The organism is Streptomyces sp. NPDC059201, from assembly GCF_042754585.1.
Taxonomy (GTDB): domain Bacteria; phylum Actinomycetota; class Actinomycetes; order Streptomycetales; family Streptomycetaceae; genus Streptomyces.
Genome location: NZ_JBHZBB010000001.1, coordinates 1,288,648 through 1,302,061 on the forward strand (window position 1 = coordinate 1,288,648; position 13,414 = coordinate 1,302,061).

Consider the following 13,414-nt stretch of genomic DNA (forward strand, 5'->3'; position numbering starts at 1 on the left):
CCCGGCCGTTCCGAAACGGAGTCCGCGATGAGCGCCGCCCTCTTCGAGCCCTACACCCTCCGCTCGCTGACCGTCCCGAACCGCGTCTGGATGGCCCCGATGTGCCAGTACTCCGCGGAGGTGTTCGGGCCGAACGCCGGCGTCGCCACCGACTGGCACTTCGCCCACTACGCGGCCCGCGCCACGGGCGGCGCCGGCCTGATCCTGGTCGAGGCCACCGCCGTGTCGCCCGAGGGCCGGATCAGCCCCGCCGACCTGGGCCTGTGGAACGACACCCAGACCGAGGCCCTGCGCCGGATCTCCGCCTTCCTCAAGGCCCACGGCACCGTCCCCGGCATCCAGCTCGGGCACGCCGGGCGCAAGGCGGCCACCCAGCGCCCCTGGCTCGGCCGCGGACCCGCCCCGGAGGCGGAGGCGTGGCAGCCCGTCGCGCCGAGCCCGGCCCCCTTCGACGAGCGCCACCCGGTGCCGACCGAGCTGACCGAGGACGGCATCCGGGAGGTCGTGGACCAGTTCGCGGCCGCCGCCCGCCGCGCCCTGGACGCCGGCTTCGAGGTCGTCGAGGTGCACGGCGCCCACGGCTACCTCATCGGCGAGTTCCTCTCCCCGCACAGCAACCACCGGACCGACGCCTACGGCGGCTCCTTCGAGAACCGCACCCGGCTCGCCCTGGAGGTCGTGGACGCGGTCCGTGCCGTCTGGCCCGAGGAGCTGCCGGTCTTCTTCCGGATCTCCGCCACCGACTGGCTGGAGGAGGCGGGCTGGACCCCGGACGAGACCGTCCGCTTCGCCGCGCTGCTGCGCGAGCACGGCGTCGACCTGCTCGACGTCTCCAGCGGCGGCAACGGCGGACCCGCCCGGATCCCCGTCGGCCCCGGCTACCAGGTGCCCTTCGCCGCCCGGGTCAAGGCCGAGACCGGGCTGCCGGTCGCCGCCGTCGGCCTCATCACCGAGCCCGCGCAGGCCGAGAAGATCCTCGCCAACGGCGAGGCCGACGCGGTCCTCCTCGGCCGCGAGCTGCTCCGCGACGCCTCCTGGGCCCGCCGCGCCGCCCGCGAACTCGGCGCCACCACCCCCGCGCCGCCGCAGTACGCCTGGGCGATCTGACCCGGCGGGGCGACCTGGGCCGTCGCCTGGGGAGGACCCGAAGACACCCCGTGACCGGAGGGTCGCGGGGTGTCTTCGGGCGCCGTTGTCAGTGGGCGGGTGCAGACTGGCCGGTATCCGCGACAACGGCGTCCTGGAGGTGGGCCCCCATGCCCGACGTACTTCTCACCGTAGGCACCCGCAAGGGACTCTTCATCGGCCGCAGGCACGACGGGCGCTGGGAGTTCGACGATCCCCACTTCGCCGCCCAGGCCGTCTACTCGGTGGCCATCGACACCCGGCCCGGCACCCCCCGCCTGCTGGTCGGCGGCGACAGTTCTCACTGGGGCCCGTCCGTCTTCCACTCCGACGACCTGGGCCGCACCTGGAACGAACCGCCCGCGCCCGCCGTCAAGTTCCCCCAGGACACCGGCGCCTCCCTGGAGCGCGTCTGGCAGCTCCACCCGGCCCCCGGCCACTCCCCCGGCGTCGTCTACGCGGGCACCGAACCGGCCGCGCTCTTCCGCTCCGACGACGGCGGCGAGTCCTTCGCCCTGGTCCGGCCGCTGTGGGAGCACCCGACCCGCTCCCAGTGGGAGCCGGGCGGCGGGGGCGAGGCCGTGCACACCGTCGTCACCGACCGGCGCGACCCCGACGCCGTCACCGTGGCCGTCTCCACCGCCGGCGTCTTCCGCAGCCGGGACGGCGGCGCCACCTGGAAGCCCTCCAACGACGGCGTCTCCGCCGTCTTCCTGCCCGACCCGAACCCGGAGTTCGGCCAGTGCGTCCACAAGATCGCGCAGGACGCGGGCGACCTGGACCGGCTGTACCTCCAGAACCACTGGGGCGTCTACCGCAGCGACGACGCCGGCGAGAGCTGGACGGACATCGGCGGGCCGCTCCCCTCCGACTTCGGCTTCGCCGTCGCCGCGCACCCGCACCGCCCCGGCACCGCCTACGTCTTCCCCATCACCGCCGACTCCGACCGGGTCCCGGCAGACCACCGCTGCCGCGTCTACCGCACCACGGACGCCGGCACCACCTGGGAACCCCTCCAGAAGGGACTCCCCGAGGGCGACCACTACGGCACGGTCCTGCGGGACGCCCTGTGCACCGACGACGCCGACCCGGCGGGCGTCTACTTCGGCAACCGCAACGGGGAGGTGTACGCGTCCGACGACGACGGCGACAGCTGGCGGCTGCTCGCGTCCCATCTGCCGGACGTCCTGTGCGTCCGGGCGGCCGTGGTCTGAACTCCCCGCCGCCCGGGACCCGTCGGGGCCGCGCTCAGGGCAGGAGCCAGTCCACCGGCTCGGCGCCCTGGGCGACCAGCATCTCGTTGGCCCGGCTGAAGGGACGGGAGCCGAAGAAGCCCCGGTCGGCGGAGCGGGGGGACGGGTGCGCCGACTCGACGGCGGGCAGACTGCCCAGCAGCGGGCGGGCGTTGCGCGCGTCACGGCCCCAGAGGATGGACACCAGCGGCTTGCCACGGGCGGCGAGGGCCCGGATGGCCTGCTCGGTGACCTCCTCCCAGCCCTTGTTCCGGTGGGCGCCCGCGTTGCGCGGGGAGGTGGTCAGCGTCCTGTTCAGCAGCAGGACGCCCTGCCGGGTCCACGGGGTGAGGTCCCCGTTGGACGGGCGGGGGTGGCCCAGGTCGGTGTGCATCTCCCAGAAGATGTTCAGGAGACTCGCCGGCAGCTGCCGCACCTCGGGGGCCACCGCGAAGCTCAGGCCGATCGCCATCCCCGGCGTGGGGTAGGGGTCCTGACCGACGATCAGGACCCGCACGTCGTCGAACGGCTGCTGGAAGGCGCGCAGTACGTTCGGCCCCGACGGCAGATAGGTCCGGCCCGCGGAGATCTCCCCGCGCAGGAAGTCGCCCATCTCGGCCACCCGGCCCTCGACGGGCTCCAGGGCCTTGGCCCAACCGGGCTCCACCAGTTCGTTCAACGGTCTCGCAGTCACAGTCCGTCACTCTAGCGGCCTACACCGACAATGCCCCCGGCCCTAGACTGCGGCCCCCAGACCCCCACCCGGTGAGGACGGTTGCAGCGTGGACTCCGAGAGCGGACGCACCGGCGGAGCGGCGGACGCGGTGGTCGTCGGGATCGACTCGGGCGGCTCCGGCCTGCGCGTCGCCCTCGCCCGCGCCGCCGACGGGACGGTGCTCGACCGGGCGGCCGCGCCCGGCCCCGTCCGCACCGGACCCGGCGGGATCTCCGCCGCCCACTTCCTGGAGTCGGCACTCCCGGCCGTCGCCGCGCTGCGGGCCCGAGCGGGCGACGGGCGTCCGGTGCTCGCCGCCGCCGTGGGCGCCGCCGGGATGGCCACGCTCGGCGAGGAGCTGCGGGCCGTCCTCCCGGGCGCGTTCGCCGAGGCGTGGGGGGTGCGCGGGACGGTGCTCGCCGCCGACGCCGTCACCGCCTACGCCGGGGCGCTCGGCGCGCGGCCAGGCGCGGTCGTCGCGGGCGGCACCGGCCTGATCGCCCTCGGCACCGACCTGACCGGCTGGCGCCGGGCCGACGGCTGGGGCCACCTCCTGGGCGACTGCGGCAGCGGCGCCTGGATCGGCCGGGCCGGCCTGGAGGCGGCGATGCGGGCGTACGACGGACGGCGCGGCGGTTCGCCGGCGCTGCTGGCCCGCGCGGAGAAGCTGCACGGCCCCGCCTCCGGGCTGCCCGCCGCGCTCTACCCGCGCACCGACCGGCCGGCCGTCCTGGCCGCCTTCGCCCCGGAGGTCGCGGCCTGCGCGGCGGACGACCCGGTCGCGGCCGGGATCCTGGAGCGGGCCGCGGAGCACATCGCCGACGCCGCCCGGGCGGCCTGCCCGCCGGACCCGGAGGCCGTGCTCGCGCTGACCGGCGGCCTCTTCCGGATCGGCGACCCGCTCCTCGTACCCCTCCGGGAGGCACTCGCGGAACGGCTTCCCGGGGTCCGGGCCGTCGCTCCTGCGGGGGATCCTCTCGACGGGGCGGTGGGGCTCGCCACCGCGCTCGCCACGGGTGCCCAGGGGCTCCCCGAGGACCCCGCGCTGCTGCGGATCCTCTGACCCCTGCGGCCCGGCCCGGACGGCATCGCCGCTGGTCCAGGGCGTGCGGCGGCACCGAACGACCGTCCGGTCCACGATCCGGCCCGCCCCGGGACGGACATACAGGGGCAGAAGGCGCGTGGTCGTACCTCACCGAACGCTCCCGTCCGCAAAGCCAGTAGCATGCGGCGCCATGAGCTCCCCCACTGGGCCCGCCAACGGCCTGCCTGTACGAATGCCGCGCCCCCGCCCGTCCGGGCGGCACCGTCGCCCCGACCCGGCGGCGGCGCCCGAGGGCGCTCCCGCCCTGGTGCTCGCCGTCCCCGGCACGCCCTCGGCCGCCATACGCGCGCTGGCCGACGAGCTGGTGAGCATCGCCCGGTCCGAGCTGCCCGGCCTGGAGGCCGCGATCGGATTCGTGGACGGCGACGGCGGGGAGTACCCGACGCTCGCCGGCGTGCTGACCGCCGCGGCGGAGCTGCGCGAGGAGCGGTACCGGATCGCCGTGGCGGCCGGCCGCGAGGTCGAGGCCCCGCAGGGCCCGGCCGCGATCGTCGTCCCGCTGCTCGCGGGCCCGGACAGCGCCGTGATGCGCCAGATCCGCCAGGCGATCATGGACAGCGGGAACACCGCCGAGCTGACCGACGTGCTCGGCCCGCACCCGCTGCTCGCCGAGGCGCTGCACGTGCGCCTGTCGGAGGCCGGTCTCGCCCGCGCCGACCGCGCCCGGCTCTTCACCGTCGCCACCGCCGCGGACGGCATCGTCCTGGCCACGGTCGGCGGCGAGGAGGCCGTGCAGGCCGCCGGCATCACGGGCATGCTGCTCGCCGCCCGGCTCGCCGTGCCGGTGATGGCCGCCGCGCTCGACCAGGAGGGCTCGATCGCCTCCGTGGCCGAGCAGCTGCGCGACGCGGGCGCGGTGCAGCTGGCGCTCGCCCCGTACCTGATCGGCCCGGAGCTGGCCGAGGGCCTGCTCGACGAGGCGTCGAAGGAGGCGGGCTGCCCCGCCGCCGAGGCCCTGGGCGCCTACCCGGCCATCGGCAAGCTCGTCCTCTCGCAGTACGCGGCCGTGCTCGGCCTCCCGCAGCACGGCGCGGCCCCGGCGCTCTGACCGCCCCGGACCCGCGCGGAAAGGGCCCGTACCGGAACCGACCGGTGCGGGCCCTTCCGTATCTCCGGGGGCTTCCCAGGGGCAGTGTCAGCCGAAGACGACGCAGGTGACCGCGGGGGCCTCGACGGAGCCGGCGCGGGCCGGTGTGCCGGTCTCCGGGTCGACGTCGAACCAGGTGACGTCGCCGGACCGCTCGTTTGCCGCGTACAGCCGCCGCCCGGACGGGTCGAGGGCCAGGTCGCGGGGCCAGGAGCCGCCGCAGGAGACGGTGGTGGAGCGGATCGCCTCGTCGCCCGCCGGGGAGAGGACGAGGACGGCCAGGGTGTCGGTGCCGCGCACGGCGACCCACAGGAACCGCCCGTCCGGCGCCACGACGACGGCGGAGGGGTACGCGGGTCCCGCGCCGTCCGTGTCGACGAGCGGGATCTCCGCCAGCGGCGTCAGCTCGCCCCGCTCGGCGTCCCAGCGGCAGACGGTGACGGCGGGCTCCAGCTCGCCGACGAGGTACAGGTGGCCGCCGGCCGGGTGGAAGGCGAGGTGGCGGGGGCCGTAGCCGGGCCGCAGGGTCGTCTCGCCGTGGAGGCGGAGGGCGCCGGTGGCGGGGTCGAGGGCGCAGACGCGCACCGAGTCGGTGCCGAGGTCCACGCTGACCACCCAGCGCCCGCTCGGGTCGGGAAGCACCTGGTGGGCGTGGGGTCCGGCCTGCCGGTCGGCCACCGGGCCGCTGCCCTCGTGGTGGAGGACAGCGGTGGCGGGGCCGGGGGTGCCGTCCTCGGCCAGCGGCAGGACGCTGACGCTGCCGGAGGTGTAGTTGGCGGTGAGGAGGTGCCCGGCGGCGACGGCGAGGTGGGTGGGGCCCGAGCCGTCGACGGGCACGGGGGCGCCGAGCGGGCGCGGCGCGGGCCCGGCGGTGGCCAGGGCGGCGACGGCGCCCGGCTCGGTCTCGGAGACGGCGTAGAGGACGCCGCCGGCGAGGGCGAGGTAGGAGGGGTCGGCGACGGCGTCGGTGGAGCCGGTGACGGTGAGCGCCCCGGTGCCCGGGTCTACGTCGGCGGCGAGCACGCCGCGGCCGCCGGCCGAGGTGAAGGAGCCGAGATAGGCCCGCACCCGCCCCGCTCCCTGCCCACGTGTCTCGTCGGTCCCGCCCACGGCGCCTCCCTGCCGCTGGGCCGGTCGCTGCGACCGGCCGTCTGCGGGCGACGTTAGCAGGCGGTCTAGACCAAGTTCGATCAGCCGGTCGCGGGCCGTGTCAGGAGCGGACCAGGAGGGAGCCGGGCGGGGTGCGGAGCGGCTCGTCGAGGGCGGCGAGCAGCCGCTCCAGGCCGCTGACGTGGCCGAGGGCGGCGGGGGCCGGGTGCGGCACGGTCTCGGGGTCGGCGGCCTGCCGGGCGGGGGCGGGGGACGGCGTACGGGGCGAGGTGAGTCCTTCGACGGCCGTCTCGACCCGCCAGCAGGCGGCGGCGAGCCGGGCGTCGTGGCTGGCGTCCGGGTCCGCGGCGACGGCCGCGAGCCCGCGCACCTCGGCGGCGCACTCGTCGAGCAGGCCGAGGACCTGGCGGGCGCGGCCCTTGCGCTCCCGGAAGGGGCTGAGCGGGTGGACGAGCGGGGCGAGGGAGAGCCGCACCCGGCCGAGCAGCAGGTCGAGCTCGGCGACGTGCGGGCTCGGGTCGGCCTCCTCGTCGCCGGACAGCCGCCGCTCGGAGGCGGCGGTCGCCGCGTGGACCGCGCGCAGGGCGCGCTGGATCCAGGCGTCGTTGATGGCGTGGGTGGTCACCGGGAGGATCAGCAGGACCGCGAGGGCGGCGCAGACCGCGCCGACGACGGTCTCCTCCAGGCGGAGCACGAGGAGCGCCGGGTCGAGGACGCCGAGGAGCCCGTAGAGGAGTCCGGCCATGACGGTGACCGCGAGCATCATCCAGCTGTAGGAGAGCGGCGCGGTGTAGAAGATCCCGAAGACGCAGACGGCCACCAGGAGCGCGGTGGGCAGCGGCGCGCCGTGCAGGGGGATGGCGACGACCATGCCGACGGCGATGCCGAGGAGGGTGCCGAGGAAGCGGCGGAAGCCGCGGACCAGGGTCTCGCCCCGGGAGACGGTGTTCACGAAGATCCACCAGGTGGTGCCGACGGCCCAGTACCAGCGGTCCTCGGAGAGCACCTGGCCGATGCCGAGGGCCACCGCGCAGGCGGCCGTGGCCTGGACGGCCTGCCGGGTGGTGATCCGGGCGAGGCCGGTGCCGGGGAGCGGGGCGGGCACGGCGGGCGGCGGGGTGCGCCGCTCGATCGGCCAGAGCGCGAAGCGCACGGCCCCGGCCGCCGCGAGGGCGATGCCCACGGCCGCGTACAGCTCGGGGAGCTGGGCGGGCACGGCGTGCAGGAACTGCGTGCTGAAGAAGTTCATGAAGGCGAAAATGCCGAGCGCGTGGCCGCGCGGACCCCAGCGCCGGGCGTAGACACCGGCGAGGACGACCAGCAGGAAGGCCGCGTCCCGCAGCAGGGTGTGGTCGTGCAGCAGGGTGGCCAGCGCGAGGACCGGGAAGCCGGCGAGCGGCAGCAGCAGGGTGGTGACGGCCTGGCCGCGGACGGTGGCGTCGGTGACGGTGAACAGGGCGAGCAGCGCCGCCAGTCCCCCGGTGATCGACGCGGTCAGCGAGAAACCGGCCAGCTCCGCCACGGTCACCGCGAGCGCGATGCCGAGTACGGCGCGCAATCCGGTCCTGAGCCGGAGGAGCCCCGGATCAGGAGCCACGAACATCCTCTTCACGGCGGTCGGCCGCCCCCTCGTCTTGCCGCTCGCCCGCCGTGCGCCCTGCCCCCGGGGTGGTGGGGCGCGCACGGACACGACGAAGGCGCCGACGTCCGGGGCGGCCTCGTCGCCGTCCCGGCGCTGCGGCGCCGAAACTGTGTGATGGACACAAGAGAAACACCGACCGGGCGCTTGGCTCAAATCAGCCTCGGAAGACTGTGCCATTGGCCCGGTCCTCGCGCGTCACGCTGACCCAGCTGTGGGCCGACGGACCAGCTCAGGCGAGGGTGGCCGGAGCGGCGGGCGCGCGGCGCAGCAGGGCGGCGAGCGCGGTGTGGCCGCGCCGCTCGGCGTGCTCCAGGGCGGTGGTGCCGTACGAGTCGCCCAGCGCGGGGTCGGCCCCGGCGGCGAGCAGCAGCGCGACGACCTTCTGGTGGGCCGGGCCGCCGTCGCCGAGGATGACGGCCTCCAGGAGTGCGGTCCAGCCGAGGTCGTTGACGTGGTCGACGTCGATCGGGGTGTCGCGCAGGACGGCCCGGACGTACGGCACGTGGCCGCGCTCGGCGGCGGGGATGAGGCTGGTGCCGCCGAAACGGTTGGTCAGCCGGAAGTCGGGGGCGGGGTCGGCCGTGAGCAGCACCCGCAGCATCGCCACGCTGCCGGTGGCGCCGGTGGCCAGCCAGGGGCTGTCGTGCCGGGCGTCCCGGGCGTTGACGTCGGCGCCGGCGGCGACGAGCGCGCGGGCGGTCTCGACGTGGTCGCCGATCACGGCGAGCAGCAGCGGGGAGCGCAGTTCCCCGTCACGCGCCTCGGTCCCGGCGCCCTCGGCGAGGGCGGCGCGGACGCCGTCGGCGTCGCCCCGGCGGGCGGCGGCGAGGAGCCGGTGGTGGGGTGCGGTGGTCACGGCGGTCTCCTCGGGATCGGCGGCGAACGGAGAGGAGGGGTGGTGAAGGGAGATGAGGTGTGGTGAAGGGAGAGAGGGGTGGTGAAAGGAGAGAGGGGTGGCGAAGGAAGAGAGGGGTGGTGGTCGGAGGTGGTTCCCCACGGGACCGACGGCGTCCGGGCGGGCGTGTCCGGACGCCGTCGGGGACTCGGGGAGCCCCGCGGTGTTACTTCGCGAGGGCGTCGACGCCGGCCTGGGCGAACTTCTGGTCGAGGTCGCCCGAGGGGGCGCCGGCGACGCCGATGCCGGCGATCGGGGCGTTCTTCGCGGTGACGGGGGCGCCGCCGCCGAGGAAGAGGGTGCCGGGGATGTCCTTGAGGTTGGGGGCCTGCTCCAGGCGCTTGACCAGCTCGGTGGTCGGGGCGTTCCAGGAGACGGCGGTGTACGCCTTCTTCACGGCCGACTCGTAGGACTGCGGGCCCGCGCCGTCGCCGCGCAGGGTGACGATGGTGTTGCCGTTGCGGTCGACGACGGCCACGGAGACGCGCTGGTTCTCCTTCTCGGCGGCGTCGAGGACGGCCTGCGCGGCCTTGGTGGCGGCGTCGATCGTCAGGTGGGTGCTGGTGGTGGTGTTCTTCTTCTTGGCGTCGGCCTTGACGACGGCGGCGGGAGCGGCGGCCGGGGCGGCGGCGTTCGCGGAGACCGTGCCGAAGGCGCCGGCGCCCAGGGCGACCAGGGCCGCACCACCGGTCAGGACACGGGCACGCTTCGAGATCTGCTTCATGGTCGGTCACTCCTCGGACTGCTACGGGGCGGGATCGGGCCGGTGGAGACCAGCCCGCACGACCGGGAGGCCGTCTCGCCGTCCCGCTCTGCACTCCATCCTGGGCGCGGTACGGGGCCCGTACGGTCGGCCCGGCGGATGGTCGCGCGGCCCCGCCCGGCGGACCGGGGGGTCAGCCGATCGGAGGACCCCGCCGCGGCCCGGGAGGCTGTACGCGCGCGTGGTGGGTGCCGTACGAGCCCCTCCCGAACCGCCGCCGCCCCGCTGGGTACAGTCGGGACCATTCCGGCGGATCGCCCTGCCGGACGGACCATCACGCCGGGCGGCCCCGTCCCGGCGGGCACGGGGAGGCCGGCACGTCATGGCGGTGGACGAACTCGACACGCGCATCCTGCGGCTCCTGATCGAGCAGCCGCGCACCAGTGTGCGGGAGTACGCGCGCATCCTCGGCGTCGCCCGGGGCACCGTGCAGGCGCGCATCGACCGGCTCGAACGGGACGGGGTGATCACGGCCACCGGCCCGGTCCTCTCCCCCGCCGCGCTCGGGCACCCGGTCCTGGCCTTCGTGCACGTGGAGGTCACGCAGGGCCATCTCGACGAGGTCGGCGACGCGCTGGCCTCCGTACCGGAGATCGTCGAGGCGTTCTCCATCACCGGGGGCGGCGACCTGCTCACGCGCGTAGTGGCCCGGGACGCGGGCCACCTGGAGGACGTCATCCAGCGGCTCATCCAACTGCCAGGCGTGGTCCGCACCCGCACGGAGATCGCGCTGCGCGAGCGGGTCCCCCACCGCATGCTGCCGCTGGTGGAGTCGATGGGGCGGGGCGGCGGGGAGCGGCGCGGCGGGGGGCGGTAGGGCGGGCCGGGTGGTCAGGCTGGTGGCTGGGCAGGCTGACTGGCCGGGCAGGCGGGTGTGTCGGCTGCTCTTCGGGGCGTGGCGGGCCCGGCCGTTATCCGGGTGCGGGGGCCGGGGGTGGCGTGTCAGGGTACGGGCGTCCTGTCTCCCCGCGCACCGGAGCCGTCCCATGGCGATACCCGACCGACTCGTCCCCCTGCTCGCCCAGTTCGACTTCGCCCGGGAGCGGCTGACGGGCCGTCTGGCCGGTCCCGTGGTGGACAGCGGCAGCGGCACGGACGTGCCGGTGGAGGCGATGACCGACGCCGAGTACCTGTGGGAGCCGGGGCCCTGCTGCTGGTCGGTGCGGCGGCGGGACGGCTGGACCGGGCCGGGCGGCGCGCTGCTGAGCGGCGCCGGTGAGTGGGGCCGGGAGAGCACCCCGTATCCGCATCCCGTGCCGCCGCCGTTCACCACGCTCGCCTGGCGGCTCGACCACCTGAGCGAGCAGCTCGCGCTCCGCGCCGACCACACGAACGGCACCCGTTCGCTGACCCGCGACGACCACCGCGCGGCCGGCGACGCGTCCTCGGCGATCGCCGGCTTCGACACGGCCGCGGAGGCGTGGCGTGCGGCGCTGCTCTCCGCCGACGACAAGGACCTGGACACGGTCGGGCACTGCACCTACCCGCACGGCAGCGACGCGGAGGAGCCGTTCCTGGAGATCGTCTGGTGGGTCAACCAGGAACTCCTGCACCACGGCGCCGAGATCGCCCTCCTCCGCGACCTGTACCGGCTCCGGAGCGGCGGCGCGGCGGCCGTGTGACCGGTCGGCCGGGTCGGCCGGGTCGGCCGGTTCAGCCGGCCTTCGTACGGGCCAGGACGAGGGCCACGTCGTCCTGGGCCGGGTCCACGAGGAGCCGGGCGAGGACGCCGTCGCACACCTCGTCCAGCGTGCCGTCGGCCCGGCCGAGGGCGAGGCCGAGCTGGCGCATGCCCTCGTCGAGGTCGCGGTCCCGGGCCTCGATCAGCCCGTCCGTGTAGAGCACGAGCAGTCCGCCGGGCGGCAGCGGGAGTTCCTCGGTGCCGAAGTCGTGCGCGCCGGTGCCGAGCGGGGTGCCCGGCGGTCCCTGGAGGAAGGAGACCTCGCCCTCGGGCGTGACCACGGCGGGCGGGAGGTGGCCGGCGCGGGCGATCGTCCAGGTGCCGGTGGCCGGGGAGTGCACGGCGTACAGGCAGGTCGCCATGGTGTCCTCGCCGAGGTCGGCGACGACGGCGTCCAGGGAGCGCAGCATCTCGGTGGGCGGGATGTCGTGGCGGGCCAGGGTCCGCACGGCGGTGCGGAGCTGGCCCATGACGGCGGCGGCGTGGATGCCGTGCCCCATCACGTCGCCGATGACGAGCCCGGTGCGGCCGTCGGGCAGCTCGATCACGTCGAACCAGTCGCCGCCGACGTCGTGCGCGCTCGCCGGGAGGTAGCGGCCGGTGAGGTCGAGGCCGGTGACGGCGGGCAGGGCGCTGTTGGTGAGGCTGCGCTGGAGGGCGAGGGCGGCGGCGCGCTGGGTGGTGTAGAGGCGGGCGTTGTCGATGTTCAGCGCGGCCCGGGCGACGACCTCGTCGATGAGCACCGCGTCCTGGTCGTCGAAGGGTTCGCGGGACTTCAGACGGGTGACGGTGACGGCGCCGAGCACCTGGCCGCGGGCGACGAGCGGCACGGTACGGGCGGAGCCGAACCGGGTCGACAGATAGTCGCGGAGCGACTCGGCGGCCTTGCCCGGGAAGAGGACCGGGATGTCGGCGTCGGTGAGGAAGGTGGGCCGGCCGTCGAGGACGAGCCGCTCGTACGCGGAGTCGACGGGCAGTTGGAAGGTCTGGCCCGCTTCGAGGAGCGGGCTCGCCGGCAGCGGCTGGGGGAAGACGGCGGCGATGCGGCGCAGCACGCCTCGGGAGGAGGCGGCGGGGTCGTCGGGTTCGAGGACGGCTTCGAGCATCTGCACATCGGCGGAGTCGCAGAGCTGCGGCACGAGGAAACGGACGACCTCCTCGGCGGTCTGCCGCAGGTCGAGGGTGGTGCCGATGCGCGCGCCCGCCTCGGCGAGCAGGGCGAAGCGGTGCCGGGCCCGCTCGACCTCGATGTGGGCCTCCTGGCTCTCGGTGATGTCGACGAGGGAGGCGATGAGGCCGAGGGGGGCGCCGGACCGGCCGGGGGCTGGGTCGGAGGCGGGGCCGTGGGGGGCGGCGCGGCCGGGTGCCTCGGGGCCCGCGCGCGTGCCGCGGTCGATGAGGGGGGCGTAGGAGCAGGACCAGATGTGGTCGCGGCCGGGGTCGGCGGGGGTGCGGCCGACCCGGCGGGCGTCGATGACGGGCGTACGGGAGTCGAGGACCTGCCGCATCAGGGACTCCAGGGAGACGGCGTTGACGCCGGGCACGACCTCGGTGAGGCGGCGGCCGACGTGTTCGGCGGCGGCCACGCCGTTCATCCGGGCCAGGGCGTCGTTGACCCGCAGGAACCGCAGGTCCGGGCCGAGCAGGGCGAGCCCTATGGGCGACTGGGTGAAGAGGCTCTCCATGGCGGCGAGGTTCTCCCGCATCCGCAGGACCTCGGAGGTCTCCACGGCGATGAGCATCGCGCCGGGCCGGCCCGTGGGGTCGGCGGCGGGCACGATCCACATCTCCATGGGGACCATGTGCCCGTCGCGGTGGCGGACCGGGAGGGTGCCGACCATGGTCTCGCCGGCCTGGACGCGGCGGGTGAGCCGGTCGGCGAGCTCCCGGTTGGCGTCGGGCACGAGCAGCGGGGAGGCGGGGAGGCCGAGGACGTGCTCCGGGCGGTGCCCGAGGAGGTCCTGGGCGGCGAGCGACCACTCGACGATGCGGCCCTCGGCGTCCTCGCGCCACAGGGCGATCGGCAGCAGTTCCCGGAGCACGCCCGCGTCCCCGACGG

The 13,414-nt window shown here is 75.9% G+C and carries 12 protein-coding genes; 6 read left to right on the plus strand and 6 right to left on the minus strand.

What is annotated here, in order from left to right; translation table 11 throughout:
* The first annotated feature begins 27 nt into the window (after positions 1-27).
* Positions 28-1,107 carry an NADH:flavin oxidoreductase/NADH oxidase gene (locus tag ACFXMG_RS05705; protein ID WP_383823906.1) on the plus strand — a complete coding sequence of 360 codons (1,080 nt, stop codon included), beginning with the start codon at positions 28-30 and terminating at the stop codon, positions 1,105-1,107.
* A gap of 149 nt (positions 1,108-1,256) precedes the next feature.
* A complete protein-coding gene (locus ACFXMG_RS05710) occupies positions 1,257-2,339 on the plus strand; it encodes a WD40/YVTN/BNR-like repeat-containing protein (RefSeq protein WP_383823909.1) in 1,083 nt (360 codons plus the stop codon).
* 34 nt (positions 2,340-2,373) lie between these two features.
* Here ACFXMG_RS05710 and ACFXMG_RS05715 read toward each other — a convergent pair whose 3' ends face one another.
* Positions 2,374-3,051, minus strand: a complete 678-nt coding sequence (locus ACFXMG_RS05715) for a uracil-DNA glycosylase (RefSeq protein WP_383823912.1) — start codon at positions 3,049-3,051, stop codon at positions 2,374-2,376.
* Positions 3,052-3,139: 88 nt separating this feature from the next.
* Between ACFXMG_RS05715 and ACFXMG_RS05720 the strand changes: the two genes are divergently transcribed.
* On the plus strand, positions 3,140-4,135 hold the full coding sequence (locus tag ACFXMG_RS05720; RefSeq protein ID WP_383823915.1) for an N-acetylglucosamine kinase: 996 nt from the start codon (positions 3,140-3,142) through the stop codon (positions 4,133-4,135).
* 172 nt (positions 4,136-4,307) lie between these two features.
* A complete protein-coding gene (locus ACFXMG_RS05725) occupies positions 4,308-5,225 on the plus strand; it encodes a sirohydrochlorin chelatase (protein ID WP_383823918.1) in 918 nt (305 codons plus the stop codon).
* An 87-nt stretch (positions 5,226-5,312) separates the two neighbouring features.
* Here the strand turns inward: ACFXMG_RS05725 and ACFXMG_RS05730 are convergent, their stop codons facing one another.
* The 4 genes from ACFXMG_RS05730 to ACFXMG_RS05745 all read right to left on the minus strand — a co-directional run bounded on the left by ACFXMG_RS05730 (position 5,313) and on the right by ACFXMG_RS05745 (position 9,635).
* Positions 5,313-6,374 carry a lactonase family protein gene (locus tag ACFXMG_RS05730; protein ID WP_383823921.1) on the minus strand — a complete coding sequence of 354 codons (1,062 nt, stop codon included), beginning with the start codon at positions 6,372-6,374 and terminating at the stop codon, positions 5,313-5,315.
* Positions 6,375-6,474: 100 nt separating this feature from the next.
* The gene (locus ACFXMG_RS05735) at positions 6,475-7,977 is read right to left on the minus strand and encodes an FUSC family protein (RefSeq protein ID WP_383823924.1); all 1,503 of its coding nucleotides are present in this window, start codon (positions 7,975-7,977) and stop codon (positions 6,475-6,477) included.
* Positions 7,978-8,245: 268 nt separating this feature from the next.
* Entirely contained in the window at positions 8,246-8,872 is a 627-nt protein-coding gene (locus ACFXMG_RS05740) for an ankyrin repeat domain-containing protein (protein WP_383823927.1), read from the minus strand.
* A gap of 205 nt (positions 8,873-9,077) precedes the next feature.
* The gene (locus ACFXMG_RS05745) at positions 9,078-9,635 is read right to left on the minus strand and encodes a heme-binding protein (protein WP_383823930.1); all 558 of its coding nucleotides are present in this window, start codon (positions 9,633-9,635) and stop codon (positions 9,078-9,080) included.
* Between the two features lie 361 nt (positions 9,636-9,996).
* Between ACFXMG_RS05745 and ACFXMG_RS05750 the strand changes: the two genes are divergently transcribed.
* A complete protein-coding gene (locus ACFXMG_RS05750) occupies positions 9,997-10,491 on the plus strand; it encodes an Lrp/AsnC family transcriptional regulator (protein ID WP_383823933.1) in 495 nt (164 codons plus the stop codon).
* A gap of 169 nt (positions 10,492-10,660) precedes the next feature.
* The gene (locus tag ACFXMG_RS05755; protein WP_383823936.1) at positions 10,661-11,296 is read left to right on the plus strand and encodes a DinB family protein; all 636 of its coding nucleotides are present in this window, start codon (positions 10,661-10,663) and stop codon (positions 11,294-11,296) included.
* Positions 11,297-11,327: 31 nt separating this feature from the next.
* Here the strand turns inward: ACFXMG_RS05755 and ACFXMG_RS05760 are convergent, their stop codons facing one another.
* Positions 11,328-13,397: a SpoIIE family protein phosphatase gene (locus ACFXMG_RS05760; RefSeq protein WP_383823939.1), complete on the minus strand. Its 2,070-nt coding sequence runs from the start codon at positions 13,395-13,397 to the stop codon at positions 11,328-11,330.
* Between the last annotated feature and the right edge of the window lie 17 nt (positions 13,398-13,414).